The sequence below is a fragment of the Mesorhizobium sp. ANAO-SY3R2 genome, assembly GCF_042466635.1.
Classification (GTDB): Bacteria; Pseudomonadota; Alphaproteobacteria; order Rhizobiales; family Rhizobiaceae; genus Aminobacter.
This window is the reverse complement of sequence record NZ_CP159955.1, coordinates 101,096-127,001: the sequence shown is the minus strand read 5'-3', so window position 1 is coordinate 127,001 and position 25,906 is coordinate 101,096. Positions and strand designations below refer to the sequence as shown.

30 protein-coding genes and 1 other RNA gene are annotated in these 25,906 nt (G+C 63.7%); 22 read left to right on the top strand and 9 right to left on the bottom strand.

Annotated features, from left to right (window positions below; all coding sequences use genetic code 11):
• The first annotated feature begins 9 nt into the window (after positions 1 to 9).
• A complete protein-coding gene (locus ABSY17_RS05295; protein WP_378947592.1) occupies positions 10 to 273 on the top strand; it encodes an ArsR/SmtB family transcription factor in 264 nt (87 codons plus the stop codon).
• 179 nt (positions 274 to 452) lie between these two features.
• Here the strand turns inward: ABSY17_RS05295 and ABSY17_RS05290 are convergent, their stop codons facing one another.
• Complete coding sequence (locus tag ABSY17_RS05290; RefSeq protein ID WP_378947589.1) at positions 453 to 632, bottom strand: YdcH family protein; 180 nt, start codon at positions 630 to 632, stop codon at positions 453 to 455.
• Between the two features lie 227 nt (positions 633 to 859).
• Between ABSY17_RS05290 and ABSY17_RS05285 the strand changes: the two genes are divergently transcribed.
• The 6 genes from ABSY17_RS05285 to ABSY17_RS05260 all read left to right on the top strand — a co-directional run bounded on the left by ABSY17_RS05285 (position 860) and on the right by ABSY17_RS05260 (position 4,901).
• On the top strand, positions 860 to 1,063 hold the full coding sequence (locus ABSY17_RS05285) for a YdcH family protein (RefSeq protein ID WP_378952435.1): 204 nt from the start codon (positions 860 to 862) through the stop codon (positions 1,061 to 1,063).
• Between the two features lie 120 nt (positions 1,064 to 1,183).
• On the top strand, positions 1,184 to 1,690 hold the full coding sequence (gene purE, locus ABSY17_RS05280) for a 5-(carboxyamino)imidazole ribonucleotide mutase (RefSeq protein WP_378947586.1): 507 nt from the start codon (positions 1,184 to 1,186) through the stop codon (positions 1,688 to 1,690).
• 59 nt (positions 1,691 to 1,749) lie between these two features.
• Positions 1,750 to 2,769 carry a 5-(carboxyamino)imidazole ribonucleotide synthase gene (locus ABSY17_RS05275; protein WP_378952432.1) on the top strand — a complete coding sequence of 340 codons (1,020 nt, stop codon included), beginning with the start codon at positions 1,750 to 1,752 and terminating at the stop codon, positions 2,767 to 2,769.
• A gap of 180 nt (positions 2,770 to 2,949) precedes the next feature.
• Positions 2,950 to 3,075 carry a type B 50S ribosomal protein L36 gene (gene ykgO / locus ABSY17_RS05270; RefSeq protein ID WP_108606572.1) on the top strand — a complete coding sequence of 42 codons (126 nt, stop codon included), beginning with the start codon at positions 2,950 to 2,952 and terminating at the stop codon, positions 3,073 to 3,075.
• 79 nt (positions 3,076 to 3,154) lie between these two features.
• Positions 3,155 to 3,736 (top strand): hypothetical protein, encoded by a 582-nt coding sequence (locus ABSY17_RS05265; protein ID WP_378947583.1) that lies wholly within the window; start codon positions 3,155 to 3,157, stop codon positions 3,734 to 3,736.
• Between the two features lie 139 nt (positions 3,737 to 3,875).
• The gene (locus ABSY17_RS05260) at positions 3,876 to 4,901 is read left to right on the top strand and encodes an alpha/beta fold hydrolase (protein WP_378947580.1); all 1,026 of its coding nucleotides are present in this window, start codon (positions 3,876 to 3,878) and stop codon (positions 4,899 to 4,901) included.
• 155 nt (positions 4,902 to 5,056) lie between these two features.
• Here the strand turns inward: ABSY17_RS05260 and pyk are convergent, their stop codons facing one another.
• Both pyk and ABSY17_RS05250 read right to left on the bottom strand, forming a co-directional pair.
• Entirely contained in the window at positions 5,057 to 6,493 is a 1,437-nt protein-coding gene (pyk, locus tag ABSY17_RS05255; RefSeq protein WP_378947577.1) for a pyruvate kinase, read from the bottom strand.
• On the bottom strand, positions 6,490 to 6,981 hold the full coding sequence (locus ABSY17_RS05250; protein ID WP_378947575.1) for a DUF1036 domain-containing protein: 492 nt from the start codon (positions 6,979 to 6,981) through the stop codon (positions 6,490 to 6,492). Before ABSY17_RS05250 ends, pyk begins: the two co-directional genes overlap by 4 nt.
• 242 nt (positions 6,982 to 7,223) lie before the next feature.
• On the opposite strand from ABSY17_RS05250, the gene ABSY17_RS05245 reads away from it, so the two are divergent.
• The 3 genes from ABSY17_RS05245 to ABSY17_RS05235 all read left to right on the top strand — a co-directional run bounded on the left by ABSY17_RS05245 (position 7,224) and on the right by ABSY17_RS05235 (position 8,737).
• On the top strand, positions 7,224 to 8,021 hold the full coding sequence (locus ABSY17_RS05245; protein WP_378947572.1) for an N-formylglutamate amidohydrolase: 798 nt from the start codon (positions 7,224 to 7,226) through the stop codon (positions 8,019 to 8,021).
• 11 nt (positions 8,022 to 8,032) lie between these two features.
• A complete protein-coding gene (locus ABSY17_RS05240) occupies positions 8,033 to 8,341 on the top strand; it encodes a DUF1244 domain-containing protein (RefSeq protein WP_378947570.1) in 309 nt (102 codons plus the stop codon).
• A gap of 135 nt (positions 8,342 to 8,476) precedes the next feature.
• Positions 8,477 to 8,737: a DUF2312 domain-containing protein gene (locus ABSY17_RS05235; protein WP_055974410.1), complete on the top strand. Its 261-nt coding sequence runs from the start codon at positions 8,477 to 8,479 to the stop codon at positions 8,735 to 8,737.
• Positions 8,738 to 8,861: 124 nt separating this feature from the next.
• On the opposite strand, the gene ABSY17_RS05230 is transcribed toward ABSY17_RS05235, so the two are convergent.
• Together ABSY17_RS05230 and ABSY17_RS05225 are read right to left on the bottom strand one after the other, a co-directional pair.
• Complete coding sequence (locus ABSY17_RS05230) at positions 8,862 to 10,460, bottom strand: arylsulfatase (RefSeq protein WP_378947567.1); 1,599 nt, start codon at positions 10,458 to 10,460, stop codon at positions 8,862 to 8,864.
• Between the two features lie 282 nt (positions 10,461 to 10,742).
• Positions 10,743 to 12,218, bottom strand: coding sequence for an aminotransferase class V-fold PLP-dependent enzyme (locus ABSY17_RS05225; RefSeq protein ID WP_378947565.1), 1,476 nt, complete (start codon positions 12,216 to 12,218; stop codon positions 10,743 to 10,745).
• A gap of 109 nt (positions 12,219 to 12,327) precedes the next feature.
• Between ABSY17_RS05225 and ABSY17_RS05220 the strand changes: the two genes are divergently transcribed.
• From ABSY17_RS05220 to ABSY17_RS05210, 3 genes are all read left to right on the top strand, one after another.
• Positions 12,328 to 12,798, top strand: a complete 471-nt coding sequence (locus tag ABSY17_RS05220; protein ID WP_378947562.1) for an Lrp/AsnC family transcriptional regulator — start codon at positions 12,328 to 12,330, stop codon at positions 12,796 to 12,798.
• Between the two features lie 98 nt (positions 12,799 to 12,896).
• Positions 12,897 to 13,724, top strand: a complete 828-nt coding sequence (locus tag ABSY17_RS05215) for a sugar phosphate isomerase/epimerase family protein (RefSeq protein ID WP_378947560.1) — start codon at positions 12,897 to 12,899, stop codon at positions 13,722 to 13,724.
• 145 nt (positions 13,725 to 13,869) lie between these two features.
• Positions 13,870 to 14,229: a hypothetical protein gene (locus ABSY17_RS05210; protein ID WP_378947557.1), complete on the top strand. Its 360-nt coding sequence runs from the start codon at positions 13,870 to 13,872 to the stop codon at positions 14,227 to 14,229.
• Positions 14,230 to 14,238: 9 nt separating this feature from the next.
• Here the strand turns inward: ABSY17_RS05210 and msrB are convergent, their stop codons facing one another.
• Together msrB and ABSY17_RS05200 are read right to left on the bottom strand one after the other, a co-directional pair.
• Positions 14,239 to 14,643: a peptide-methionine (R)-S-oxide reductase MsrB gene (msrB, locus tag ABSY17_RS05205; protein ID WP_378947554.1), complete on the bottom strand. Its 405-nt coding sequence runs from the start codon at positions 14,641 to 14,643 to the stop codon at positions 14,239 to 14,241.
• 96 nt (positions 14,644 to 14,739) lie between these two features.
• A complete protein-coding gene (locus ABSY17_RS05200) occupies positions 14,740 to 15,930 on the bottom strand; it encodes a VWA domain-containing protein (RefSeq protein ID WP_378947551.1) in 1,191 nt (396 codons plus the stop codon).
• A gap of 189 nt (positions 15,931 to 16,119) precedes the next feature.
• Between ABSY17_RS05200 and ABSY17_RS05195 the strand changes: the two genes are divergently transcribed.
• Positions 16,120 to 17,208: a GH25 family lysozyme gene (locus ABSY17_RS05195; protein ID WP_378947549.1), complete on the top strand. Its 1,089-nt coding sequence runs from the start codon at positions 16,120 to 16,122 to the stop codon at positions 17,206 to 17,208.
• A gap of 48 nt (positions 17,209 to 17,256) precedes the next feature.
• Here ABSY17_RS05195 and ABSY17_RS05190 read toward each other — a convergent pair whose 3' ends face one another.
• Positions 17,257 to 17,703: a GNAT family N-acetyltransferase gene (locus ABSY17_RS05190; RefSeq protein WP_378947546.1), complete on the bottom strand. Its 447-nt coding sequence runs from the start codon at positions 17,701 to 17,703 to the stop codon at positions 17,257 to 17,259.
• 313 nt (positions 17,704 to 18,016) lie between these two features.
• Complete coding sequence (locus ABSY17_RS05185) at positions 18,017 to 18,856, bottom strand: AAA family ATPase (RefSeq protein WP_378947543.1); 840 nt, start codon at positions 18,854 to 18,856, stop codon at positions 18,017 to 18,019.
• A 181-nt stretch (positions 18,857 to 19,037) separates the two neighbouring features.
• Here ABSY17_RS05185 and ssrS point away from each other — a divergent pair.
• From ssrS to ABSY17_RS05145, 8 genes are all read left to right on the top strand, one after another.
• Positions 19,038 to 19,193: non-coding RNA, 6S RNA (gene ssrS / locus ABSY17_RS05180), on the top strand.
• An 89-nt stretch (positions 19,194 to 19,282) separates the two neighbouring features.
• Positions 19,283 to 19,870: a 5-formyltetrahydrofolate cyclo-ligase gene (locus ABSY17_RS05175; protein WP_378947540.1), complete on the top strand. Its 588-nt coding sequence runs from the start codon at positions 19,283 to 19,285 to the stop codon at positions 19,868 to 19,870.
• Positions 19,871 to 19,878: 8 nt separating this feature from the next.
• Positions 19,879 to 20,703 carry a YmdB family metallophosphoesterase gene (locus ABSY17_RS05170; RefSeq protein ID WP_378947537.1) on the top strand — a complete coding sequence of 275 codons (825 nt, stop codon included), beginning with the start codon at positions 19,879 to 19,881 and terminating at the stop codon, positions 20,701 to 20,703.
• A gap of 103 nt (positions 20,704 to 20,806) precedes the next feature.
• Complete coding sequence (locus ABSY17_RS05165; RefSeq protein ID WP_378947534.1) at positions 20,807 to 21,577, top strand: TerC family protein; 771 nt, start codon at positions 20,807 to 20,809, stop codon at positions 21,575 to 21,577.
• A 192-nt stretch (positions 21,578 to 21,769) separates the two neighbouring features.
• Positions 21,770 to 23,221, top strand: coding sequence for a diguanylate cyclase (locus tag ABSY17_RS05160; protein ID WP_378947531.1), 1,452 nt, complete (start codon positions 21,770 to 21,772; stop codon positions 23,219 to 23,221).
• Positions 23,222 to 23,368: 147 nt separating this feature from the next.
• On the top strand, positions 23,369 to 24,118 hold the full coding sequence (locus ABSY17_RS05155) for a YebC/PmpR family DNA-binding transcriptional regulator (protein ID WP_378947528.1): 750 nt from the start codon (positions 23,369 to 23,371) through the stop codon (positions 24,116 to 24,118).
• Positions 24,119 to 24,333: 215 nt separating this feature from the next.
• Positions 24,334 to 24,603, top strand: coding sequence for a SelT/SelW/SelH family protein (locus ABSY17_RS05150; protein WP_378952429.1), 270 nt, complete (start codon positions 24,334 to 24,336; stop codon positions 24,601 to 24,603).
• 121 nt (positions 24,604 to 24,724) lie between these two features.
• Positions 24,725 to 25,804: a D-alanine--D-alanine ligase family protein gene (locus ABSY17_RS05145; RefSeq protein WP_378947525.1), complete on the top strand. Its 1,080-nt coding sequence runs from the start codon at positions 24,725 to 24,727 to the stop codon at positions 25,802 to 25,804.
• Positions 25,805 to 25,906 lie beyond the last annotated feature (102 nt).

Here is a 25,906-nt window from a genome sequence, read left to right as displayed (position 1 = left end):
AAAGATGCCATGACGATCGAAGACTCGTTCCTGGCCATCGCCGACGCGAATCGGCGCCATCTGCTGGAGGAATTGCGCCGCGGCCCCAAGACCGTCGGCGAGCTCGCGGCCGGACTTCCGGTCTCGCGGCCGGCGGTATCGCAGCATCTCAAGGTTCTGCTCGACGCCGGCCTGGTAAATGCCCGCGCCGAAGGAACACGCCGCATCTATGCGGTCAGTTCAACCGGCTTCATGAAGCTCAACATCTGGCTGGATCAGTTCTGGGACGCCTGACCGCCCGGGCGCTCTGCGGCGTGCGGTGCGATGGCGCGAATTTCCAGTACGCCCAACGCTCCGTACCTTGAGTATTGGCGGCAACCAAAAACCGATTCCGGCGGCAGCACGCACCGCCGCCGGCAGACAGGTCCCCATTACGTTCATGCGGACCCTATGAGGAGACGTTCTTCGCGACCTTAATGTTGAGTCGGCCTCGCTTTCAGTTTCTCAATCTCGTCCTTGAGCGCCAGCTTGCGACGCTTCAGCATGACGATCTGCATGTCGTCGACGGAAGGATGGTTCATCGCTTCGTCGAGTTCGCGTGCCAGGTCGCTATGTTTCCGCTGAAGCTCTTCAAGATGGGAAGCAAGAGACATGATTGGTTCTCCCTTTCATGGTTTCCTCGATTGCTCCGCACACCAGACATGCCCACCGCAGACAGCGCCTGTGACGGAACGATGACAGTCTGCCACCCGCCTCCGCGGATGTCGAATATACCGTGGTAGCATTTCCTGACGGCGTGAAATGTGATAAGGGCTTCGCGCCGGGGACAACAGTTGCCGGCCGCGCTTTGGGTGCGCCAGCGAGTTTGCAGACGGTAGACATGTCGGAACAGGAACAGGCCGAGATTCGTCTCGAGTTTGCACGCTTGAAACAGGAACACGCAGATTTCGACGCCGCGATAAACGCGATGATCGCGACTGGCTGTGATCCCTTGCAGATCCAGCGGATGAAGAAGAAGAAGCTGGTCCTCAAGGACAAGATCGCGCAGATCGAAGACCGGATCATACCCGACATCATCGCCTGAGCCTGGCGCCAAGCCCCCAGATGCGGCCGGTTGTCGCTGCAAGGCATCAGCGGCCTGTGAAGCGCATAGTTCGTTGCGATACGCGCGCATTTCCGCTAAGCGCAGGCCTTGCAAGCAGGGATGCCGCGCGTGAGCAAAGACAAAGTCGACGTCGCCATCATCATGGGCAGCCAGTCGGACTGGGCCACGATGCGCCACGCCGCCGAGCTACTCGAAGTGCTCGGCATTTCGCATGAGGCGCGCATCGTTTCCGCCCACCGCACGCCCGACCGCCTCTACGACTTCGCCAAGGGCGCGAAAGCCGCGGGCTTCCGTGTCATCATCGCAGGCGCAGGCGGCGCGGCCCACCTTCCCGGCATGACCGCGGCGATGACCTCGCTTCCGGTGTTCGGCGTACCGGTCGAATCAAAGGCGCTGTCGGGCCAGGATTCGCTGCTTTCCATCGTCCAGATGCCGGCAGGCATTCCCGTCGGAACGCTAGCCATCGGCAAGGCTGGTGCGGCGAACGCCGCCCTGCTCGCAGCTGCGGTGCTTGCGCTTTACGATGAAGCACTCGCGACCCGCCTGGAAGACTGGCGCGCGGCCCAGACCGCAAAGGTCGCCGAACAACCGACGGACGACGCGTGACCGCCCCCCTCCCCCTCGGCTCGACCATCGGCATCATCGGCGGCGGCCAGCTTGGCCGGATGTTGGCCATGGCCGCGGCCCGCCTCGGCTACCAGACGGTGGTGCTGGAGCCACAAGCAGATTGCCCGGCAGCGCAGGTTGCCAATCGCCAGATCGTCGCCGCCTATGACGACCCGGCCGCACTCGACGAACTGGCCCGCTCCTGCGCCGTCGTCACCTACGAATTCGAGAACGTGCCCGTGGCTGCCGCCGGACACCTCGCCCAAAGCGTGGCAGTTTACCCGCCGGCGCGGGCGCTCGAGGTGGCCCAGGATCGCCTCGCCGAAAAGAGCTTCCTCAACGACATCGGCATTGCGACGGCCCAGTTTCTGCCGATCGAAAACGACAGCGAACTCGCTGCGGGCCTCCAGGCCTTCGGCGGCAGCGGCATCCTGAAAACCCGGCGGATGGGTTATGACGGCAAAGGCCAGCGGGTCTTTCGCAACGTCGCATCAGGCGGTTTCGACGGTGCCTGCGCCTCGCTGGGCAATGTGCCGCTGATTCTCGAATCCTTCGTCGAATTCGAGCGCGAGATGTCGGTCATTGCGGCACGCGGGACCGACGGCAGCCTCGCCGTCTACGATCCCGCCGAGAACGTCCATCGCAGCGGCATCCTGCACAGCTCGACCGTGCCGGCCGCAATCAGCGCGTTGACTGCCGATGCCGCCCGCAAGGCTGCACGCAAGATCCTGTCGGCGCTCGACTATGTCGGCGTGATCGGCATCGAGTTCTTCGTCCTGCCCGACGGCGCCCTGATCGCCAACGAGATGGCGCCGCGCGTCCACAATTCCGGCCATTGGACCGAGGCGGCCTGCGTAGTCTCGCAATTCGAACAGCATATCCGCGCCGTTGCCGGCCTGTCGCTGGGCGATGCCAACCGGCACTCGGACTGCGTGATGGAAAACCTGATCGGCGATGACATCGCAAGGGTGCCGGCGTTGCTCGCCGAGCCCGATGTCGCCGTCCATCTCTACGGCAAGGCGGAGGCGCGCCCGGGCCGCAAGATGGGCCATTTCACGCGCATCGCACGGCGCGGCTGATCACCAGTCGGCCCATGGCCCGCGGCTTGCGTCATGCCGCACGAAACCGCACGGGAATGCCGCCCCCGCGGTTGACTGGCAGAGACTCCTCGTCTAAGAGGCTGTCACACAAATTGGCGCGCTTTCTGGCGCGTTTTTAATGTCGGCCCGGTGATGGGCCCCATCCGACGGGTCAGTAAAATGAAGATCAAGAATTCGCTCAAGGCGCTCAAGGCTCGCCACCGTGATTGCCAGCTGGTCCGTCGCAAGGGCCGCATCTACATCATCAACAAGACCGCTCCGCGCTACAAGGCCCGCCAGGGCTGATGCGTTGCCGGCTGTGCGTGGCCGGCGCATCACAGCAAATTCAGTTTGACGTTCCCATGCGGAGGCCTAGATTTTCCGCATGCGGAACGTTTTTGCCTTTTTCGCCCTCGCCATTGCCCTGACGTGCCAGCCACAGACGGCGGGCGCGGAAACGTCGGGCAATACGGCCACCGCCAAGGACGCAGGCCAACTCGACACGCTTTTCGCTGACCTCAAGCGTGAGCGCAACGAAAAGGCGGCCGAACGAATCGCCACCCGGATCCGGGAGGAATGGGTCAAGTCCGGCAGTTCGTCGGTGGACCTGTTGATGCTGTGGGCACAGCAGGCGATCGAGGCCAAGAAATACGACGTCGCGCTCGACTTCCTCGACCAGATCATCACGCTGCAGCCTAAATACGCCGAGGGCTGGAATCAGCGCGCCACCGTTCATTTCATGATGCGGAACTATCGCAAGTCGATGTCGGACATCGAACACACGCTGGAAATCGAACCACGCCATTTCGGCGCGCTCTCCGGCATGGCCCAGATCATGGCAGCCAGCGGCCGCAAGGAGATGGCGCTCAGGGCCTGGCAGCGCGTGCTCGACGTCTATCCGATGCTGCGCACCGCCCAGGGCGAGGTATCGCGACTGTCCGAAGAACTCGCCGGCGAAGCCATTTGATCTACAGCGCCGCGCGTTCTCTTGGACACGCTCTGGACGCTGTAGCACTTTGAATTTGGGCATGATCCTTTCCGAAAATCGGTTCCGATTTTTGGGGTCATGCACTAGCTATTCTCGGACCGCACCGCGAACACCCTGAATGCACCTCATGACCGCCGCCGCCGTCATCCTGCTTGCAATGCTGCTGGCGCTTTTCGGCGTCACGCGTGTGGCGTCATGGCTTATCGAATGGCGGAACCCGCCCGTGGGCAGCTTCGCTGACATCGAGGGCGCTCGCATCCACCATGTGCATGTGCCGCCGCCCGCCGCGCCCGAACTGCCGCCGCTGATCTTCATCCACGGCGCAAGCGCCAATCTCAAGGACCAGATGCTGCCGCTCAGGCGGATGTTCGAGGGGCGCGCCGAAATGCTGTTCTTCGACCGGCCCGGCCATGGCTGGTCGACACGCGGCTCCAACGCCAGCCCAACCGACCAGGCCGCGACCATCGCAGCGCTGATGGAGCGCCTGGGCATCGGCGAAGCGATCATCATCGGACACTCCTTCGGCGGGGCGATTGCAGCAACATTGGCCATAGAGCACCCGGAACGCACGCGAGGACTGCTGTTCCTGTCGGCCGCCACCCATCCATGGCCGGGCGGAGACACGTCCTGGTACTATCGTGTCACGGCCCTGCCGGTGCTCGGCTCGCTCTTTGCCGGCACGATATCCAACCCCGCAGGACTGCTCCGCATCGGCGCGGTCGCAGCCAGCGTGTTCTCGCCCAACAAGGTGCCGGACGACTATGTCGGGAGGGCTTCCATCGCGCTGGTGCTGAGGCCACAGGCCTTCCGCGCCAATGCGATCGACGTCGAAGGGCTTTACCGCCACGTCCTGGCCAAAGCCCCAAGCTATGGCAGCATCACCACGCCAACGGTGGTGATCTCCGGCGACAGCGATAGCGTCGTACTGGAAGAGGTCCACTCGGTCGGGCTGGTGCGCGACATCGCAGGCGCGGAAATGGTGTGGGTGAAGAATCTCGGCCACAAGCCGGACTGGGTGGCGCCCGAGCTGGTGGCAGCGGCGGTCGACAGGCTTGCCGGCAAGGACAGCGACCTGGCGGCGGTCGCTGCGAAGATAGAAGCCCGGATTGCCGGAGACGGCGCTAAGGTAGCGAGTAGCGAGTAGCGAGTAGCGAGTAGCGAGTAGCGAGTAGCGAGTAGCGAGTAGCGAGTAGCGAGTAGCGAGTAGTTCGAAGGCCTGCCGGGACAGCAAATGCAACTATTCCCTATTCCCTATTCCCTATTCCCTATTCGCTATTCACTACTCACTATTCCCTCTTCTTACCTGCCGCCCTTGCCCTCGGGCCCGACATAAGCGATGCGCAGCATGTTGGTCGAACCGGGCGTCCTCAGCGGCACGCCGGCCGTGATGATGACGCGGTCGCCCTCGGCGGCAAAACCCTCATTGAAGGCGACGCGGCAGGCGCGCTCGACCATGTCGTCGAGATTGGCGGCATCGGGCGAAACCACGCAATGGGTGCCCCACAGCAGCGACAGGCGGCGGGCCGTGTCCAGGATCGGCGACAGCGCGATGATCGGCACCCGCGGCCGCTCGCGTGCGGCGCGCAGTCCGGTGGCGCCAGACGCGGTGTAGGTGACGATGGCCGCCAGCTTGAGCGTCTCGGCAATCTCACGCGCCGCAAGCGAAATGGCATCAGCACCAGTCGCCTCGGGCTCGGAGCGCTGGGCGTTGATGATGCCGGGATAGGTCGGATCCTTTTCGACACGCATCGCGATGCGGTCCATCGTCGCCACCGACTCGACCGGATACTGGCCGGCAGCCGATTCGGCCGACAGCATGATGGCGTCGGCACCCTCGAACACCGCGGTCGCGACGTCGGACACTTCGGCGCGGGTCGGCACCGGTGCGGTGATCATCGATTCGAGCATCTGGGTGGCGACGACCACCGGCTTGCCGGCACGGCGCGCGGCACGGGTGATCTGCTTCTGGATGCCGGGAACTGCCTCTATCGGCATCTCGACGCCGAGATCGCCACGGGCGACCATCAGCGCGTCGGAAAGCTCGATGATCTCGGCGAGGCGGGCGACCGCCTGCGGCTTCTCAATCTTGGACAGAAGCAGGGCGCGGCCCTGCGCGATCTTGCGCGCCTCGGCGAGGTCCTCGGGACGCTGGATGAAGGACAGCGCCACCCAGTCGACGCCGGTTTCGAGCACGGCGTCGAGGTCGCGGCGGTCCTTCTCGGTCAGCGCGCCGACCGGCAGGTCGGTGTCGGGCAGGCTGACGCCCTTCTTGTCGGAGATCTTGTTGCCGGCGACAACCGTGCAGACGATCGACTTACCGTCGGTCTTGACCGCCTTGAGCTCGAGCTTGCCGTCGTCGATCAGCAGGCGATGGCCTTCCTGGACCGACTTGAGGATTTCGGGATGCGGCAAGTGGACCCGGCTCGACGTGCCGAGTTCGGGATTGTCGTCGAGCGTGAAGGTCTGGCCGACGGTCAGCTCTTCCTTGCCGTTGGCGAACTTGCCGACGCGGAGCTTGGGCCCCTGCAGGTCGGCAAGGATGCCGATCGGGCGGCCGACCGCCTCTTCAACCTTGCGGATGCGGCCGACCAGCGCCCGCATCGATTCGTGGTCGGTATGGCTCATGTTGATGCGGAAGACGTCGGCCCCCGCCTCGAAGAGCTTGCGGATCATCGCCTCGTCGGAAGAGGCGGGACCAAGTGTTGCGAGTATCTTGACCTTACGGCTACGTCTCATTGACCATTCGTTCCCGAGGCGGCAGCAGCGCCGCCGCCCGTTGCGGGCTCATCGGTGAGCTGGACCATCCAGTTCGCCTGTTCGCCCGTATCGTATTCCTGGAAGCCGGCGCGCTGGAACCCGCGCGCGACGCAGTCGGTGACGCCGGCAATCTTGAACTCTTTTTCAGCCACGCACATGGTGACCGGGCCGTCCCAGCGACCGCCACGCTCGGCGTCTTCTGCATAGAGATAATAAAACCTCGATGACAGCGGCCCCTCGATCAGCGTCTTGCAGGTCGAGCCCTCGATGTGCCACCAGCCTTCAGTGATCCAGCCCGCCTTGGCGCGGTAGCCGATGCCGACGCCGACCAGGCTCTGGGTCGCGTTGCAGACGCGGAAATCGGCCCGCGCAGACGTTGCCGTGACGGTGGTGAGCAACGGAGCGGACAGGATGAGCAGCAGCGTTGCGAAGGCTAAGCGCAGGCGCGGCCCCCCGACGAGTCCCATTCCAATGCCCCTCTTTGACGTGTTCTGCATTCTCAGGTGCCCCTTTTCGGCAATGTCCGTGCGCATGTCAACGCGCGGCAATGCGCTTATCCAATCGATTTAGATGCGCATGACCGCGGTGATTTGCTGCCCCATCTGGCATATTCGAAAAAAGGTTGGCAAAACAACGACGTTAGCACATATCCCCACTTCAGGAACGGTTTCGGAAACCTCCTAGAACCGACAATGGACAAATCGTGCCGATGACGCGAACCGCCCTTTTTGCCCCTTTCGAGGTCATCGAAGGCGACCGCCGGAGCGGCATGGTGCTGCTGTGCGACCATGCCCGCCGCGACCTGCCCGAGGAATACGGCGACCTCGGCCTGCCCAAAGAGGAGTTCGAGCGCCACATCGCCTATGACATTGGCGCCGAGCAGGTGACGCGCAAGCTCGCCGCGCTCCTGGGCGCGCCGGCGGTTCTGGCGAATTTTTCGCGCCTGCTGATCGACCCTAACCGCGGCGAGGACGACCCGACGCTGATCCGCCAACTTTATGACGGCTCGGTGATCTCGGGCAACTACCCGATGTCGGAGGAAGAGCGCGAGCGCCGACTCGATGGCTTCTACCGGCCCTATCATGACGCGGTCGGATCGGTGGTCGCCTCGGTTCACAAAATGACAGGCAGCGCCCCGTTCATCCTGTCGGTGCACTCCTTCACGCCGGTGATGCAGGGCCGCGCCCGGCCCTGGCATGCGGGCGTGCTGTGGGACATGGACCACCGCGCCGCCTGGCCGCTGATCGAGATGCTGGCCGAGGATCCGGCACTGGTGGTCGGCGACAACGAGCCCTATGACGGCGCGCTGCGCGGCGACACCATGTACCGCCACGCCATCGTCAACGGCTTCGCCCATGCGCTGATCGAAATCCGCCAGGACCTGATCGGCGACGAAGCGGGGGCTGCGGCCTGGGCCGAACGGCTGGCACCGATCGTTGACGCCATCAACCGGCGACCCGATATACACGAAGTCAAACAATTCGGCTCGCGCACCGGGCCGCTGTGATGGAGGGAAAGATGGCCGAACTCAGCGAGGACCAGAAGCGCGATCTCGAGGCCGCCGCCTTCCGCCGGCTGCTCGAGCACCTGCGCGAGCGTAGCGACGTGCAGAACATCGACCTGATGAACCTCGCCGGTTTCTGCCGCAACTGCCTGTCGAACTGGTACCGCGACGCGGCCGGCGAAGCCGGCGTCGAACTCTCCAAGGAAGCGTCGCGCGAGATCGTCTACGGCATGCCCTATGCCGAGTGGCAGGCCAAGCACCAGCGCGAGGCGACCGAGGCCCAGAAGGCGGCCTTCGAGACCAACCGACCCAAGGATCATTGAACGCGCTTCCGCCGCGCAGTATCAGCTGCGCGGCTGCGTCCCCTTGACCCTCCCCGCGTCATCGGGCATCGAACCGACCGAAATTCCCTCGGCGCGCGAGTCGCGCTTTCCCCAGTCACAATTGCGGAGTGCCATATGGCCGACGATATCACCGAGACCAGCCAGACCGTTGCCGCCGGCCAGTTGCGCGCCTTCATCGAGCGCATCGAGCGTCTCGAGGAAGAAAAGAAGACGATCTCCGACGACATCAAGGACGTCTATGCCGAGGCCAAGGGCACCGGTTTCGACACCAAGGCGGTCCGCACGCTGATCCGCCTGCGCAAGCAGGACCAGGCCGAGCGCGACGAAGCCGAAGCGATCCTCGACCTGTACAAGGCCGCCCTCGGCATGGTCTGAGGCGGCGCACCAGCCGATTTTGACGAAAACCACGGTCGCAGCCCGATGCCGGTTGCGACCGCCCGGTCGTGCAGCTGATGTTGACGCGACTTTTGCTCCGGCGTGCCTGACGTAGAGCTCGCTGCTACTTGCCAGTCGATTCCTGCAACTTCCCAAAGACCTCATCGAGATTGAAGCTGGCCGCCTTCTGGCGAGGCGGATACTCGCCGAACGTCGTCAGGAACTGGCCGACATAGTCTTGCGCGGGAACGACCAGGAAAGCGTGATCGAACAGCCAATCGTAATAGGTGTTCGAGGTGATGTCGGCGCGTTCGTAGGGATCGGTTCTGAGGTTGAAGATCTTCGGGAGCCGCAGGTTGGTGAACGGCTCCGACCAGATGCGCAGGGTCCCCGGCGCACGCTGCTCCATGAACACCAGTTTCCAGTTGTCGTAGCGTAGGCCGGTCAACTGCTGGTCGTCGTTGATGTAGAAAAAGGATTCCCGTGGGCTCTTCTTGGCTTGCCCGCTCAGATAAGGCACGAGGTTGTCGCCATCGAGATGGACCTTGTAGGTCATGTCGCCGGCCTTGAAGCCCTTGAGCAACTGGTCCTTGACCTCGGAGTTGCCGGCAATCGCGACAATGGTCGGCAGCAAGTCCAGATGCGAGACAACCTCGTTGCTCACCTGGCCCGGCTTGATCTGGCCCGGCCAGCGGAGCATGGCCGGCACCCGGTAAGCGCCTTCCCAATTCGAGTTTTTTTCGTTGCGGAACGGCGTCATCGCACCATCCGGCCAGGTGTTCATGTGCGGGCCGTTGTCGGTCGAGTACATGACGAAGGTGTTATTGGCGATGCCGGCATCGTCCAGCGCCTTGAGGATCGTGCCGACATTCCTGTCATGATCAATCATGGTGTCGTGGTAGGGGCTCTGCCACCGCCCCGCCTGGCCGATGCTCTCCGGTTTGGTGTGAGTGCGAGCATGCATGTGGGTGAAATTCACCCAGACGAAGAACGGCTTGTCGGCGCTCTTCTGGCGCGGGATGAAATCCACCGCCCGGCTGGCGATGTCGTCGTCGATCGTGACCATGCGCTCCTTGGTGAGCGGGCCAGTATCCTTGCAGACCTGCTTGCCGACCCTGCCGAAGCGCGGATCGACCGTCTCGTCATCCTTGTCGGAGGCCTTGCAGTCCAGCACGCCGCGCGGCCCATACTTGGCCCGGAACGCCGGATCCTTGGGATAGTCCGGCAGCTGCGGCTCTTCCTCGGCGTTCAGATGATAAAGGTTGCCGTAGAACTCGTCGAAACCATGCACGGTTGGCAGGAACTCGTTGCGGTCGCCAAGATGGTTCTTGCCGAACTGGCCGGTTGCATAGCCGAGCGGCTTGACCAGCTCGGCGATGGTGGGATCTTCCTTCTGCAGCCCGAGCGTTGCGCCCGGCAGGCCAACCTTGGTCAGCCCAGTGCGCAGGCCCGACTGGCCGGTGATGAACGAAGCCCGACCGGCAGTGCAACTCTGTTCGCCATAATAGTCGGTGAACATCACACCTTCACTGGCGAGCCGGTCGATGTTGGGCGTCTGGTAACCCATCAGGCCGCGCGAGTATGCGCTGACATTCGACTGCCCGATGTCGTCGCCCCAGATGATGACGATGTTGGGAGGCTGCTGTTGGGCGGTGGCCGGCGCGTCCAAAGCCGCTGTCGAGACCATCAGGGTCGCAAGGCCGATCCAAAAGTTTGCCGACATGCGCATGATCATTCACCTCCCTGTTGGACGCCGTGGGCGGGCCAGCGGGCACGCGCTTGGCGGCCGCGGGGAATTCATGAAACTTGTGTCGCAAACTGCTTAGTTGGAGCCGCGCCAAAACGGCTCGGGCGGCCATTCAGGCTGCCTGAAAGGGTGAGAAAGCGCATTGACGTCGGTCAAAAATCAGGCCGCCAGACAAGAGCCCAAGCGGCCAAAATTGCCGCCGCCTGACGGCGACGACAGACATGGCAACAGGTGGCTAGGTGCGCTGCAAGCCCAGGCCTACGCGGCCTGGACGTTGCGCGGAAAGAAGATCGCCCGGCTAGCGTCGAAATCGTAGTGCCGTTCGTGTTCGACGGCATCGCCGGCAAGTGTCGCGACCGCCTCGAGAATGAACTGCACCTTCTCGTCGGGCAAAAGCACGCTGAAATTGAGCCGCGTGAAGCCGGGCTTTTCCATTTCATGCCCGCTCAGGATGGCCTCGCGCATGCGCTGCGACTGCTCTGCGTCGATGGCAAGCAACCGGTGGACATAGGGCCCGGCACAGGCACAGCCGCCGCGCGCCTGGATGCCGAAGCGGTCACTCAGCATGCGGGTGACGAGCTGCTGGTGGACATGCCCGCCCTTGCCGTTTCTCACGCGGAACGAAAAGATCGGTAGCCGCTGCGGCTCGCACGCACCCAACAGTTCCAGGCGCTCGATACCCTGCCAGGCAGCGATTGCGCGTCGCGTCAGCTCAGCGTTCCGCGCCTGCATCGCCTCTGCTCCAAGCGCATCCTTGACCAGGAAGGCAAGGGCCGCGCGGATGTCGCCGACGACGTTCGGCGTACCCGCCTCTTCCCGCGCTTCCAGGCTCTGGCTGTAGTCATGGCCGGTCGGCGAGACGAACCTGACGGTGCCTCCGCCGGGCCAGGAAGGCTTGGTCGCAACCACCGCATCGCGGCGCACGATCAGCACGCCGGAGGCGCCGGGGCCACCGAGGAACTTGTGCGGCGAGACAACCAAGGCATCGATCTCGGCGCCAGCTTCAGGCGACATGGCGATCGGCAGGTAGGGACCTGCGCCGGCATAGTCCCAGACCATTTTCGCGCCTGCCGCCTTCACCTTGCGGGTGACGGCAGCGACATCGGTGACGATGCCGGTGACGTTGGAGGCTGCCGAGAAGGCACAAACGGTGAGATCGGCCGTGTCCTGAAGGGCGGCGTCGAGTGCCGCAAGATCCGGCCCGCCGCAGGCATCCTCTGATATCTCGACCACCTCGGCCCCGCTCTCGCGCCACGGCAGGATGTTGGAATGATGCTCGTAGGGACCGATGAGGATGCGGACCCGCCTGCCTGAGGCAACGGCTTCGGTGACGCCGAGGAGCTTGACCAGGCGATTGATGCCGGCGGTCGCGCCCGAACCGGCGAAGATGACGGCGTACTCCGGGCCCGCCCCGCAGCAATCGGCGATCGCCGCGCGCGCCTCGCGGCGCAGGCGGGTCATGAAGCCGCCGCAGAACGAAGCCTCGGTGTGGCTGTTGGCGTAGTAGGGCAGCACCTCTTCCAGGACGAAGCGCTCCACCTGCATCAGCGCCCGGCCCGAGGCGACATAATCGGCATAGACGAGATCCCTGGTGCCGAACGGCCCTTCGACTTTGGCGCTCTTGCCGACCAGCCCCGCCTGCAACGCCGAGACCACGTCGCCTACAGCAAGCTCGTGCCTGAACTGCTGCAACAGGCCAGCGGAACTCGACTTGTCCGAGCGCTCAATTTCCATCGAATCTCTCCAGGGAATGGATCGATGGCGACTCTAATTGGCCAGAAGCCCAAAAACTTAATCATTTTCACGCGACTTTGCGGCCAGTTTGGGTCATATGATCGTTGATATGGAAAAGATCGACGAATTTGACCTCAAGATCCTGTCATGCCTGCAAAAGGACGGCGCAATTTCGCAACGCGACCTGGCCGAGCGGGTCGGGCTGTCGCAGAACGCCTGCTGGCGCCGCCTGCAGCGGCTGAAAACCAGCGGGCTGATCCGCGGCACGCATGCCGACATCGATCTGTCGGCGCTTGGCTACGACCTCACGGTGTTTGTCATGATCCGCACCCGCCACCACTCCAAGGAATGGGCGGACAGTTTCCGCAAGCATGTCGAGCGCCTGCCCGAGGTGATCGACTTCTACCGCATCGGCGGCGACTGGGACTATCTGATCAAGGTGGTGACCCGGCGCATGTCGGGCTACGACGCCTTCTATCAGAAGCTGATCACCAACTTCGATCTGGCGACGGTGACCGGCTTCTTCTCCATGGAAGCCATCATCGACAATCGCGCGGCGGATCTGAGCCGACTGAGGTGAAGCATGGGGGGACCTAGGCGCGAAGCCGCCGTGGACTTGCCGCCGAGCGCGCCGCACCCGACGATCCGACCCGCGTCACCGCAGACAGGAATGCCCAAATGAGACGCTTCTCGATGTCGTATCTGACCGCTCCGGTCGCTTCGCCTCTGGAATCGATCCGGATCGCTGCTGATGTCGGCTACGATCATCTCGGTCTCAGGATTCACCCGACAGCCGCCGCGGACGCCCCGTCACCGCTGTTTGGCAACAAGGCACTGCTCGCCGATTGCAGGAAGATGCTCGACGACACCGGGCTGAGCGTGACCGAGGTCGAAAGCTGGATGATCCGCCGGGATTTCGACCTGTCGCACAGTGCCCTGGCGATGGAGGCCGCAGCAAGCCTGGGGACGCCCAGGCTGATCGCCGTTGCCGACCTCCGGGGCGCGATCGAACAAGCGGAAATCGAAGAGCGCTTCGCTCGGTTCGCGGAGATGGCGGCAGGCTTCGGGCTGGGCGTCGACTTCGAGCCCATAGCCCACCGCGCGGCGGGCACGCTCGACGAGGCGCTTGCGGTGGTTGCGGCAGGCGCTGCGCATGGCGCGGGGCTGATCCTCGATATGCTGCACATCGACCGCATGGGCATTGCAGCGGACAGGCTTGCCAAAATCGACCGCTCGCTGCTCCACAACATCCACCTTTGCGATGCACCATCGGCGCCGCAGGACATGGAGACGATGATCCGCCACTCAGCCTTCGACCGCGATCTGCCAGGCGAAGGCGCGCTGCCGCTCAGCACCTATCTTGGTGCCCTGCCCAAGGACAGACCGCTCAGCATCGAGATCCCGATGGCCCGTCTGGCCGAGACGGTGCCATCAGAGGAACGCGCCCGCCGCTGCCTGGTGGCCTCGCAGCGATTGATGCAGGAGATCGACGCGGCAGGAATTTGAGCCGGTGTCGGAACCGAAGCGCCCCAACGACCGTTCGCCTTGTCCGAGGACGCTACTTGTGGCGAGATTGCCAATGCGGCACTGGTGATGCCCTATCTGGACGACAGGTTCTCACAATCCCAACAATGGCGCGAGGTCAGGAACGATGACGGAGACCGGGCGACTTCATCCTTCGAGCAACGCCGGCACTGGGGGTGGACAAGGCCGCCTCGCCGCGTTCTTCTCGCGGCGCTGGAACGGCGAGGTGCCGCTCAACCAGCTGTTCTGGCGCGACATGATCGCCATAGGCAGCGTGATCAACGTCGTCACCACCGTGCTTGCGCTGCTGATCCTCGCGGCGAAACTGCCCGCACCGCTGGCGGTCGCCGTGCACGTGATCCCGCTGCCCTACAACCTCTTCCTGTATGGCAGCGTGCTACGCACGACCGACATGACCGAGACCTACAATGCCAGCACGTTCAAACTCGGCGCGACGGCCTGGATCATCCTCGCCAGCCTGCTCTGAGAGGCAGATTCAGCTCGCCGGCTCGAAGTTCAGCGCGACACCGTTGATACAGTAGCGCAGGCCGGTTGGCGGCGGGCCGTCGGGAAAGACGTGGCCGAGATGGCTGCCGCAATTGGCGCAATGCACCTCGGTGCGGACCATGCCATAGGTGCGATCGACGGTCGTTTCGACCGCCCCCTCGACGGGATCGTTGAAGCTCGGCCAGCCGGTGCCGCTCTCAAACTTGAGCTTCGCTTCGAACAAGGGTTGGTCGCAGCCGGCACAAGCGAAGGTGCCGGCGCGCTTTTCATGCAGCAGCGCGCAGCTGCCCGGTCGTTCGGTGCCGTGCTGGCGCATCACCTGGTACTGCTCGGGCGTCAAAAGGGCGCGCCATTCGGCGTCGGTACGGGTGACGGGATAGGTCTTGGTGTCCATGTTCATGGTCTCCCAGGCTTGGTCTTTTCTTCGCACAGATAGTTACGGGCGGCCCGGCCTGACAGTGCATCACTTATTGGTGTAGCCGCCGATCCGTCAGTGCTTGCGCGACAATTGCTTTGTTGCAGCCTCGAGGCCGGCGAGCGTCAGCGGGTACATGCGGTTGGAGAATATCTCACTGACCATCTTGATCGAGCTCGTATAGCCCCAATGCTTTTCCTGCGTCGGGTTGAGCCAGACGGCATTGGGCCATTGCTCGAGCACGCGGCGCAGCCACACGGCCCCCGGTTCCGGGTTCCAGTGCTCGACCGAGCCGCCGGCATAGGCGATTTCGTAGGGGCTCATCGCGGCGTCGCCGACGAAGATGACCTTGTAGTCGTGGCCGTACTTGTGGAGCACGTCGAGCGTCGGAATGACCTCCGAATGGCGGCGGCGGTTGTCCTTCCAGACGCCCTCGTAGAGGCAGTTGTGGAAGTAGAAATATTCGAGCTGGCGGAACTCGACGCGCGCCGCCGAAAACAGTTCCTCCACGACTTTGATGTGATCGTCCATCGAGCCGCCGACGTCGAAGAACATCAGCAGCTTCACCGCGTTGCGCCGCTCGGGCCGCGTCTTGACGTCGAGATAGCCGTGATCGGCGGTGGCGTGGATGGTGCCGGGCAGGTCGAGCTCCTCGTCCGCCCCCTCGCGCACCCAGCGGCGGAGGCGCTTGAGCGCCACCTTGATGTTGCGGGTGCCGAGCTCGACCGAATCGTCGAAATTTTTGAACTCGCGCTTGTCCCAGACTTTTACCGCGCGGCGGTGGCGACTCTCGTGCTGACCGATGCGCACGCCCTCGGGATTGTAGCCATAGGCGCCAAAGGGCGAGGTTCCCGCGGTGCCGATCCATTTCGAGCCACCCTGGTGGCGGCCCTTCTGCTCCTCAAGCCGCTGCTTCAGCGTCTCCATCAGCTTTTCGAAGCCGCCGAGCGCCTCGACCAGTTTTTTCTCTTCCTCGCTGAGGGTCTTTTCGGCGAGCCGGCGCAGCCATTCCTCGGGAATATTGGCGACATCGACCGCACCCTCGCCGGCAATCGCCTCGACGCCCTTGAAGTAGTGCGAAAAAACCTGATCGAAACGGTCGATGTGGCGCTCGTCCTTCACCAGGGCCGCGCGGGCGAGGTAGTAAAAACCCTCGACGTCATAGGTGACAAGGTCGGCATCCAGCGCCTCGAGCAGCGCCAGATATTCCCTGAGCGACACCGGAACCTTGGCCGCCTTGAGTTCGAGAAAGAAGGGTATGAACATGGCGGCACTTTGCTTCGGCTCGTGCCGGCAGGCAAGCCCGCCGTCGGCAGATCACAGCTGCTTTGCTGCCACACCAGAGTTAAAATTCGGATTCAGTCTTTTTTGGTAATTTCCCGTTAGCATTTCCCGTCAGTTGGATTCGGCAGCCTGTGTTGCCGTCGGTCCGAGTTGTTTTGCGTACGGGTACCTATGCGTTTTTCAGCAGCTTCAGCGATCATTCTCATCAGCATGGCTCTGACCGGCTGCAGCTCCAGCATGGGCCTCAGCGACCTCATGCCTTCGATGACGTCGAGGGAGACGACCGCCTCGGTCGTGCGTCCGGCAAGTCCTGTTCCGCAGGCTGAGATTACCGCTGCAACGCCCGTCGTGCCCGTGCAGGCCGCCATGGCCGCGCCCATGCCGCAGCCCAACGTACTGGTCGCACCACCGCCCGTGCCAGCGGCGATCGTTACCGAAGAGCCGGTGCAGTTGGCGATGGCCGCGCCGATGGCCGATCTCGGCAGCATTCCCACGCCTGACGCCAAGCCGATCGCGCTGGTGGCGCCGTCCAACCCGATGCGCGCCACCCCCTTCGCCCCCGGCAAGGTCTACGGCCGCCGCTTCGGTGACGCCAAGCCGATCAATTTCGGCCGCACCATGTCGCCCAAGAACTTTGCCGTCCACGGCGTGGACGTGTCGCGCTGGCAAGGCGAAATCGACTGGCCGAAGCTGCGCACGCAGGGCGCCAACTTCGCCTACATCAAGGCCACCGACGGCGGCGACCATCTCGACCCGATGTTCCGGAAGAACTGGCGCGCGGCGGACGCGGCCGGCCTGAAGCGCGGCGCCTATCACTTCTTCTACTGGTGCCGCACCGCAGGCGAACAGGCCGACTGGTTCATCCGCAACGTGCCCAAGGTGCCCGGCGCGCTGCCGCCGGTCATTGACGTCGAATACAATGGCGAATCGAGCTGCAAGCGGCGCCACAGCCCCGAGAAGATCCGCGAAAAGATGCAGGTCTTCATGGACAAGCTGGAGCGCCATTACGGCCAGCGTCCGGTCATCTACACCGCGCCCGATTTCTACCGCGACAACCTCCGCGGCCATTTCCAGGACTATCCGTTCTGGCTGCGCGCCGTGGCCGAGCCGCCGTCCAAGGTCTATCCGGGCCGCAACTGGGTGTTCTGGCAGTATTCGGGTTCGGGCCTGTCGCACGGCGTCGACGGCAAGATCGACCTCAACGCCTTCCGCGGCAGCGAGGCCCAGTGGCATCAATGGGTGGCCAAGACTTCGGGCTGAGAACTGGGCGGTCGCAGGCCAGCGACCACCCGCTCATGTACACGAGCCCTACAGCAGATCGTATTCGATGAAGCCGGTGCGGCGTGCCACGCGGTCGTAGAGCTTGCGCGCAGTGGCGTTGGTCTCGTGGGTCATCCAGTAGACGTTCTTGACGCCGGCGCTGGTCGCCTGCTCCTTGACCGCCTTGATGAGCGCTGCGCCAACGCCCTTGCCGCGCACGGCCGGGTCGGCGAACAAATCCTGCAGGTAGCAGTTGTTGGCCTCGGACCAGCCCGAGCGGTGGTAGAGGTAGTGCGTCAGGCCGACCGCCTTGCCGTCAAGGATGGCTATGAAGCCCTTGGGCTCGAACTCGCCTTCGATGAACAGACGCTTCCAGGTGAGCTGGTAGGTCTCCTCCGGCAGGACGGTTTCGTAGAACTCAAGATAGGCGGTCCAGAGACGGCGCCAGTCGTCATGGTCGGCGAGTTGCAGCGGTCGGATGGTGATGGCGGTCATCGGCTTTTGTTTCCGTGATTGCGTCGATTGAGCGGGAAACTGCCCGAACGGTGCCCCGCAGCCAACGGTCCACAGCGGGGAAAGCGCTGGCCGGGGTTGTCGCCCCCCTCACCCTGCCTCCGCTACGCTCGGCAGACCTCTCCCCGTTGGGGAGAGGAGGTTTGAAACGCTACCGCCCTCTTCTCCCCGACGCGGAGAAGAGGGCCCGAAGGGCCGGATGTGGGGGCAAGGCCCTGCCCTCCGCCATGGCTCCGGGCGTTCGTCGCTCGAAAAGCCAAATCGTTGGCTTTTCGTCCGCTGCGCGGACCGCTCCTCACCCCTGCCTTCTGGCGATGAAAGCCAGCCGCTCGAACAAATGCACGTCCTGCTCGTTCTTGAGCAGCGCGCCATGCAGCTTGGGCAGGGCGTTCTTGGGGTCGGCGCGCAGGTCTTCGGGCGACACGTCGTCGGCGACCAACAGGCGGATCCAGTCGAGCGCTTCTGAAGTCGACGGCTTCTTCTTGAGGCCGGGAACCTCCCGGATCTCGTAGAACTGGGTCAGCGCCGCGCGGACAAGGTTCTGCTTGATGCCGGGATAGTGGACCTCGACGATCTTGTGCAGCGTGTCGACGTCGGGGAAGCGGATGTAGTGGAAGAAGCAGCGGCGCAGGAAGGCGTCGGGCAGTTCCTTTTCGTTGTTCGAGGTGATGATGACGATGGGGCGCACGTCGGCGCGGATCGTCTCGCCGGTCTCGTAGACGAAGAACTCCATGCGATCGAGTTCCTGCAACAGGTCATTGGGGAACTCGATGTCGGCCTTGTCGATCTCGTCGATCAGCAGAACCACCTTCCTGCCGGCGGCGAAGGCTTCCCACAGCTTGCCGCGCTTGATGTAGTTCTTGATGTCGTTGAAGCGCTCGTCACCGAGTTGGCTGTCGCGCAGGCGCGAGACGGCGTCATACTCATAGAGGCCCTGCTGCGCCTTGGTGGTGGACTTGACGTTCCACTCGATCATCTCGAGGCCGAGGCCGGCGGCGACCTGGCGGGCAAGCTCGGTCTTGCCGGTGCCGGGCTCGCCCTTGACCAGCAGCGGCCGCTCCAGCGCGATTGCCGCATTGACCGCCACCATCAGATCCTTGTCGGCGACATATGCCGACGTACCTTCAAAACGCATGCGAAACTCCAAATTCTCGTCGCAGGCGACAGTAGGGAGGTGCGGGCTATGGGGCAAGCGCGGGCCATTTTTTCTTGCCCTGTGGAAAGGCCCCTGTGCTGCCTGCCGCGCCCCACAAATATCGTGGCGCGACGGCACTATCGCCATGGCGCATTGCGTCTCAAGCGCCTATATTGGTCATGACGGTCTGCGCCTCGCGGCAGGAGAGCATTTTCCCCGGGGCCTTAACGATCCTTAGGGAGCTGTCCCTGGGAAGACCCGTGGGTTTTTCCATACGGCGCCCACCTACTTTGTAGGTCTCCGGGATCGACTTCTTCACCGGTTGCGTGGATCGTCGCTTTCCCTCCGGACCGGAACCGCCGCGCTTGCCGCCGCTGTCGCCAATATGCGAAACACGGGCAACGAAACGAACCGGCTGCTGTCCGCATGACCTCCCACCGCGAGATCAAGAAGCACTTGCGCAAGGAAGCGCTGGGGCGCCGCGACGCGCTCGACCAGTTCTGGCGCATCGAGGCGTCGCTGGAGATGGCCGAGACCGCGCGCGACAACATTTCCGTCGAACCCGGCATGATCGTCTCCGGCTTCTGGCCGATGCGCTCGGAGGTCGACGTGCGGCCGATGATGTTTGCCCTGCGCGAACACGGCGCGCGGCTCTGCCTGCCGGCGATCCTCGACAAGCACACCATCGTCTTCCGCGAACTGGTGCGCGGCGCACCACTTGTCGACATGGGATTCGGCACGGTCGGCCCGCATGAGGAAGCCGAGGTGCTCGACCCCGATGTCATGCTGGTGCCGCTGGCCGCATTCGACGGGCGCGGCCACCGTATCGGCTACGGCGCCGGTTACTACGACCGAGCGATCGCCAGATTGCACGACGCCGGCAAGCATCCCAAGCTGATCGGCATCGCCTTCGACTGCCAGGAGGTCGAGCGCGTGCCCGACGAGAACCACGACGTCATCATCCCCGAAATACTGACCGAAAGCGGGTTGCGCCGCTTCGCTCCCGAATTGTAGATGAATTCATGAGATTACTTTTTCTTGGCGACATGGTGGGCAAGGCCGGACGCACTGCGGTGTGGAACCAACTGCCCGGCCTGATTTCGGATTTCCGGCTCGATTTCGTCATCGTCAATGGCGAGAACGCCGCCGGCGGTTTCGGCATCACCGAAGAGATTTTTCGCGAGACGCTCAATGCGGGTGCTGACGTGGTGACCACCGGCAACCACGTCTGGGATCAGCGCGAGGCGCTGGCCTTCGCCCCACGCGAGGACCGTTTCCTCAGGCCGGCAAATTTCCCGAAAGGTACGCCCGGCCGCGGCTCCGGCCTTTACATCGCGAAAAACGGCGCACGCGTGCTGGTGTCCAACATCATGGGCCGGGTGTTCATGCATCCCGAACTGGACGATCCGTTCCAGGCCGGCGAGCGCGAGTTGGCCGCCTGCCCGCTCGGCGAACAGGCGGATGCTGTGGTGATTGACTTCCACGCCGAGGCGACGAGCGAAAAGATGTGCTTTGCGCATTTCGTCGATGGCCGCGCCAGCCTGGTCGTCGGCACGCATACGCACCAGCCGACCGCCGACCACCAGATCCTCAATGGTGGCACGGCCTACCTGACCGACGCCGGCATGTGCGGCGACTATGATTCCTCGCTCGGCATGGACAAGGAGGAACCGCTCAACCGCTTCCTGTCGAAGGTGCCGAAGGGCCGCTTCGAGGCGGCCAACGGGCCGGCAACGATCTGCGGCGTCGGCGTCGACATCTCCGACCGCACCGGCCTCGCCGAACGCATCGCGCCATTGCGTCGCGGCCCCCGGCTCGAAGAAACTTTCCCTTCCTTCTGGTCCTGACATTGACGAGGGGCCAGTGGATACCTACTTGCCCGCGACACGTCAGCAATTGTTAGAGCGGCCCACCGGCCGCTCGATTGCCATTTAGAAGGACAAAGGGGACATGCCGATCATCGAATTCCTGACGCCGTATCTTAGCTTCATCAACGATCCAGCGGCGTGGATCGCCCTGCTGACGCTGATCGCGCTCGAGGTCGTGCTCGGCATCGACAACCTGATCTTCATCTCGATCCTGACCAACAAGCTGCCGAAGGAGCAGCAGGTCCCGGCTCGCAGGCTGGGCATCGGCGCAGCACTGATCATGCGCCTGCTGCTGCTTGCCACCATCTCCTTCATCGTCGCGCTCAAGGAACCGATCTTTTCGGCCTTCGGCCACGGCTTCTCCTGGCGTGACCTGATCCTGATCGCCGGCGGCCTGTTCCTGGTCTGGAAGGCGACCAAGGAAATCCACCATTCGGTCGATCCCGAAGACCACAAGGACGAGATCGTATCGCGCACGCTGCAGCTGTCGCTCGGCGGCGCGATCTTCCAGATCCTGCTGCTCGACCTGGTGTTTTCGGTCGACTCGATCATCACTGCCGTCGGCATGACCGACGAGATCGGCATCATGTACATCGCCGTGATCGTGGCGGTTTCGGTGATGCTGCTGGCGGCGACGCCGCTTGCCAACTTCATCGAGAAGAACCCGACCATCGTCATGCTGGCGCTGGGCTTCCTGTTGATGATCGGCATGACGCTGATTGCCGACGGCTTCGGCTTCCATGTGCCCAAGGGCTACATCTATGCCGCCATGGGCTTCTCGGCGCTGGTCGAAAGCCTCAACATGCTGCAGCGGAAGCGGCATGCCAAGCGTGAAGGCTCGAACGGGCACTGACCCCGAACAAGGCCGGCGGCGGGGCAGCACCCCGCCGCCGGACCCGTTTCGGCGGCAAGCCGAAAACTGCGGCGTTGAACCGCAGCACATCATGCGGAAAACTCCAATCGGCGCTGCCCCATTAAGGTGGGGTGAACTGTTTTGACCGATGGTCCGGCTCAAGGGGGGCTTGACGGGACCAGAAGGAAGAAAGTGCGCAGCGCCATTGAACGTTATCCCGACCAAGTCAGTCTTGCCCGAAAGCTAGTTTTCGCACTGATCGTCGCAGGCGCGGTATTCGCCGCCTCGCTGCTCGGCATCCTGACCAGGCCGATAGGCTTCCTGGCGGCCGTATGGCCGGCAAATGCCGTCCTGCTGGGCTTGATGGTGCGCAATCCGGCCTACGCCACGACCTTGGGCTGGCTGGGCGCCTTTGCCGGCTTTTTTGTCGCCGACTTCGTGACGGGTAGCGACATGCCCACGACCATCTGGCTGACAGCCGCCAACATCGCAGGCGCTGCGACGGGCTATGTGCTGTTCAGGCTCATGCCCGAACAAGACCGCCGGTTGCGCCGTCCGGTTTCGGTGCTTTATCTCTTCGCTGCCGCTTGCGGCGCATCGATGGCCTCAGCAGTCGTCGGCAGAGCCGCATCGCACCTGCTGTTCGGCAAGGACTTCTTCGATGGCCTTGCCTTCTGGTCCGTCAGCGAACTGGTCAACCACCTGATCGTGCTGCCCATGGTGTTGACCTTTCCCGGAGTGAAGGCGCTGCTGCGGCAAGGCAAGGTGCAGGCCGGCGTCGGACTGGCCGGTATGTTGCATCTTGCGCCCGCTTTGGCGCTTCTGGCCTCGGTCGGCGTCGGCATCGTCGTCGGCGGTCCCGGCGTACTCGCATTTCCGATCCCCGCCCTGTTATGGTGCGCGCTGACCTACAGCCTGTTCACCACCACCGTACTGACCATGGCGCTGTCCACCTGGCTGCTGATCTCGCTGCCGGCGCAAATGATCCCCTTGTCCTACCTGCCGAATCCAATCCGGCTGCTCGACTCGATCCGGCTCGGCGTGGCCCTGATGGCGCTCGGGCCGCTGACGGTGGCGAGCACGAACACCGCGCGCAAGGAACTGATCGACAAGCTGTCCCACCAGGCAAACCACGATTCGCTCACCGGCGCGCTGTCGCGCGGCGCTTTCATGCGACGCGGAGAGGCCAAGCTCAGGCAGTTATCGCGCACGTCTCGCAACGCGGCGCTGCTGATGCTCGACATCGACCATTTCAAGCGCATCAACGACCGCCTGGGGCATGCCGCCGGCGACAAGGCATTGCAGGAATTCTTCCGCGTCGTGTCGTCGGTGCTGCGCGAAGACGATTTGTTCGGTCGGACCGGTGGCGAGGAATTCGCGGCACTGCTGCCAAGGACGGATCCGATCGAGGCAGCAGCCATCGCCGAGCGGATACGCCTTGCCGTCGAGACCGCCAGGATCACCGTGGCTTCCGGCGAGCGGCTGCGCCTCACCGTCAGCATCGGGGTGGCAGCACAGGCGGCGGCCAAGGTCGCACATTTCGACGACCTGCTGCTGGCCGCAGACAGGGCGCTCTACGAGGCCAAGGCCGCAGGCCGCAATACCGTGCGCATCGGTGCCCAGCAGCTTCAGGACGCCGCCTAAGACAGCAGCGCAGCACCCATGATGGCATGCGCGGTCGCGGCATGTCCTAGCTCACTGCTGGAAGCCCAGCAGTCTGGACGAATTGAGCCGATTTATCTATAAGGCCGACCATTCCAATATTGCCAAAGCGACAGAGACAGGGGTCCCATGGCCGGCCATTCACAGTTCAAGAACATCATGCACCGCAAGGGCCGCCAGGACGCGGTGCGGTCCAAGATGTTCTCAAAACTAGCGCGCGAAATCACCGTTGCGGCAAAGACCGGCGTGCCCGACCCCTCGATGAATCCGCGCCTGCGCCTGGCCGTGCAGAACGCCAAGGCGGTGTCGATGCCCAAGGACAACATCGCGCGCGCCATTTCCAAGGCCTCGATGGGCGACGCCGAGAACTACGAGGAAGTGCGCTACGAAGGCTACGGCCCCGGTGGCATCGCGCTGATCGTCGAAGCGCTCACCGACAACCGCAACCGTACCGCTTCCAACGTGCGCGCCGCCTTCACCAAATCAGGCGGTGCGATGGGCGAAACCGGCTCGGTGTCGTTCATGTGGGATCGCGTCGGCGAAATCCTCTATGCTGCCAAGGCCGGCAGCGCCGACAAGGTGATGGATGCGGCCATAGAGGCCGGCGCCGACGATGTGCAGTCGGACGAGGACGGCCACACCATCACCTGCGCCTTCGAAAGCCTCAGCGATGTCTCCAAGGCGCTGGAAAGCGCGCTCGGCGAAGCCGAGTCGGTGAAGATCGTCTGGAAGCCGCAGAACAACGTTCCGGTCGACGAGGAACGCGCCCAGTCGCTGATGAAGCTGGTCGGCACGCTCGAAGACGACGACGACGTGCAGAACGTCTACGCCAATTTCGAGGTCGACGAAGCGACGCTGGCCAAGCTCAGCGCAGAGTAAGCAATCGCCCCGGCAAGTCCGGGGCGTTTTCTTTTGGTGGGTCCTTCGAGGCCCGCTTCGCGGGCACCTCAGGATGAGGACTTTCAGCGCCAACCTCCCTCATCCTGAGGTGCGAGCCCGTAGGGCGAGCCTTGAAGGACCCACAACTCCCACTAGAGCAGCCCTTGACCGCCACGCCCCTCCCCCAGATCCGCATCACCTATTGCACCCAGTGCATGTGGCTGCTGCGTGCCGGCTGGATGGCGCAGGAACTGCTTTCCACATTCGGTACCGAACTCGGCGAAGTCACGCTGGTGCCAAGCACCGGGGGCGTCTTCACCATCACCTGCAACGATGAGCTGATCTGGGACCGCAAGCGCGATGGCGGCTTTCCCGATGCCGCCCAGCTCAAGCAGCTGGTGCGCGACGTGATTGATCCGGGCCGCGATCTCGGCCACTCCGACCACAAGGGCCACAAGGGCCACAAGGCCAAAGACAAGACCTGAGGCGGGGCTCGCGACAGAACTTGTCGCAGCCGCCACAGATATGATCGATTTGCTGCGCAATCAGGACGTCGAATCGCACCTGGAACTGGCGCGGTCGCAGAGGGACAAGGCGGACGGGATCATGGCAAGCAAGCTACGCATCGCAGTTCTTTTCGGCGGGCGCTCCGCCGAGCACGACGTTTCCATCATGTCCGCAAGCAACGTCGTCAAGGCGATCGACCCTGCGAAATATGAAATCGTGCCGATCGGCATCGCCCGCGACGGCCGCTGGCTGCTCGCCGAACTCGGGCCTGAGGGCGCCCTGCCTGCTGGCGTTCCAGAGCGCGGCAGCGAAGTGAGCCTGCTGCCCGGCGGCAAGGGCCGGCTGGTTGCCCTTCCCGAAGACGGTGTGCCACATGAGCTGCCCCGAATCGACGTGCTGTTTCCGGTGCTGCACGGGCCGTTCGGCGAGGACGGCACGGTGCAGGGCCTGGCAGAGGTGGCTGATGTTCCTTACGTCGGTTGCGGCGTGCTCGGCTCGGCCAACGCCATGGACAAGGATGTCGCCAAGCGGCTGATGAAGGAAGCCGGGCTGCCGGTTGCCCGCGCCGTCACAGTGCATGCCGGCGAGCGGCCCTCCTTTGCGGCAGTCGAGGCCGCGCTCGGCCTGCCCGTCTTCGTTAAGCCGGCGCGCCAGGGCTCTTCTGTGGGCGTGAGCAAGGCCGAGACCGCCGAACAGCTGGAGACGGCGCTTGCCGGGGCGTTCCGGCACGACCGCAAAGTGCTGATCGAAGAGTTCGTCGCCGGGCGCGAGGTCGAATTCGCCGTGCTCGAACAGCCCGACGGCACGCTGTTCGTGTCGGTCCCGGGTGAGATCGCACCCGCCGCGAGCCACGGCTTCTACACCTACGAGGCCAAATATATCGACGCCGACGGAGCCGCGCTGCGCATCCCGGCGGAGTTGCCGGAACAGGCGACCAAAACGCTGCAGGAAATCGCCAGCAAGGCCTTCCTGTCGCTCGGTTGCGAGGCTATGGCGCGCGTCGACTTCTTTGTCCGCGCCGACGGTTCAGCCCTCGTCAACGAGGTCAACACCATCCCCGGCTTCACCAATATCAGCATGTATCCGAAGACCATGGCCGCCTCGGGCGTCGCCTATCCCGACCTGGTCGGCCGGCTGATCGAGCATGCGGTGGCGCGCCAACAGCGACAGGCCGGGTAGGGTCGCGCCGCGGGCCGGCGAGCCCCCCCTGCCTAAATGGCAAAAAGCCCCGTGAACAAAAAAAACCCGCCACGAAGGCGGGTTTTTCGTATTCTGCGGAAC

Bases quoted from the DNA above. Each gene is read 5' to 3' on its own strand.
- ABSY17_RS05275 (WP_378952432.1), top strand. From the start codon at position 1,750: ATGTTGGCCATGGCCGCGGCCCGCCTCGGCTACCAGACGGTGGTGCTG.
- ABSY17_RS05170 (WP_378947537.1), top strand. From the start codon at position 19,879: ATGAGATTACTTTTTCTTGGCGACATGGTGGGCAAGGCCGGACGCACT.
- ABSY17_RS05155 (WP_378947528.1), top strand. From the start codon at position 23,369: ATGGCCGGCCATTCACAGTTCAAGAACATCATGCACCGCAAGGGCCGC.
- ABSY17_RS05225 (WP_378947565.1), bottom strand. From the start codon at position 12,218: ATGGAAATTGAGCGCTCGGACAAGTCGAGTTCCGCTGGCCTGTTGCAG.
- pyk (WP_378947577.1), bottom strand. From the start codon at position 6,493: ATGAGACGTAGCCGTAAGGTCAAGATACTCGCAACACTTGGTCCCGCC.
- ABSY17_RS05235 (WP_055974410.1), top strand. From the start codon at position 8,477: ATGGCCGACGATATCACCGAGACCAGCCAGACCGTTGCCGCCGGCCAG.
- ABSY17_RS05175 (WP_378947540.1), top strand. From the start codon at position 19,283: ATGACCTCCCACCGCGAGATCAAGAAGCACTTGCGCAAGGAAGCGCTG.
- msrB (WP_378947554.1), bottom strand. From the start codon at position 14,643: ATGGACACCAAGACCTATCCCGTCACCCGTACCGACGCCGAATGGCGC.
- ABSY17_RS05210 (WP_378947557.1), top strand. From the start codon at position 13,870: ATGACGGAGACCGGGCGACTTCATCCTTCGAGCAACGCCGGCACTGGG.
- ABSY17_RS05230 (WP_378947567.1), bottom strand. From the start codon at position 10,460: ATGTCGGCAAACTTTTGGATCGGCCTTGCGACCCTGATGGTCTCGACA.
- ABSY17_RS05260 (WP_378947580.1), top strand. From the start codon at position 3,876: ATGCACCTCATGACCGCCGCCGCCGTCATCCTGCTTGCAATGCTGCTG.
- ABSY17_RS05150 (WP_378952429.1), top strand. From the start codon at position 24,334: ATGTGGCTGCTGCGTGCCGGCTGGATGGCGCAGGAACTGCTTTCCACA.
- ABSY17_RS05190 (WP_378947546.1), bottom strand. From the start codon at position 17,703: ATGACCGCCATCACCATCCGACCGCTGCAACTCGCCGACCATGACGAC.
- ABSY17_RS05215 (WP_378947560.1), top strand. From the start codon at position 12,897: ATGAGACGCTTCTCGATGTCGTATCTGACCGCTCCGGTCGCTTCGCCT.
- ABSY17_RS05185 (WP_378947543.1), bottom strand. From the start codon at position 18,856: ATGCGTTTTGAAGGTACGTCGGCATATGTCGCCGACAAGGATCTGATG.
- purE (WP_378947586.1), top strand. From the start codon at position 1,184: ATGCCGCGCGTGAGCAAAGACAAAGTCGACGTCGCCATCATCATGGGC.
- ABSY17_RS05200 (WP_378947551.1), bottom strand. From the start codon at position 15,930: ATGTTCATACCCTTCTTTCTCGAACTCAAGGCGGCCAAGGTTCCGGTG.
- ABSY17_RS05220 (WP_378947562.1), top strand. From the start codon at position 12,328: ATGGAAAAGATCGACGAATTTGACCTCAAGATCCTGTCATGCCTGCAA.
- ABSY17_RS05165 (WP_378947534.1), top strand. From the start codon at position 20,807: ATGCCGATCATCGAATTCCTGACGCCGTATCTTAGCTTCATCAACGAT.
- ABSY17_RS05295 (WP_378947592.1), top strand. From the start codon at position 10: ATGACGATCGAAGACTCGTTCCTGGCCATCGCCGACGCGAATCGGCGC.
- ABSY17_RS05285 (WP_378952435.1), top strand. From the start codon at position 860: ATGTCGGAACAGGAACAGGCCGAGATTCGTCTCGAGTTTGCACGCTTG.
- ABSY17_RS05145 (WP_378947525.1), top strand. From the start codon at position 24,725: ATGGCAAGCAAGCTACGCATCGCAGTTCTTTTCGGCGGGCGCTCCGCC.
- ABSY17_RS05290 (WP_378947589.1), bottom strand. From the start codon at position 632: ATGTCTCTTGCTTCCCATCTTGAAGAGCTTCAGCGGAAACATAGCGAC.
- ABSY17_RS05265 (WP_378947583.1), top strand. From the start codon at position 3,155: ATGCGGAACGTTTTTGCCTTTTTCGCCCTCGCCATTGCCCTGACGTGC.
- ABSY17_RS05195 (WP_378947549.1), top strand. From the start codon at position 16,120: ATGCGTTTTTCAGCAGCTTCAGCGATCATTCTCATCAGCATGGCTCTG.
- ABSY17_RS05240 (WP_378947570.1), top strand. From the start codon at position 8,033: ATGGCCGAACTCAGCGAGGACCAGAAGCGCGATCTCGAGGCCGCCGCC.
- ABSY17_RS05245 (WP_378947572.1), top strand. From the start codon at position 7,224: ATGACGCGAACCGCCCTTTTTGCCCCTTTCGAGGTCATCGAAGGCGAC.
- ykgO (WP_108606572.1), top strand. From the start codon at position 2,950: ATGAAGATCAAGAATTCGCTCAAGGCGCTCAAGGCTCGCCACCGTGAT.
- ABSY17_RS05250 (WP_378947575.1), bottom strand. From the start codon at position 6,981: ATGGGACTCGTCGGGGGGCCGCGCCTGCGCTTAGCCTTCGCAACGCTG.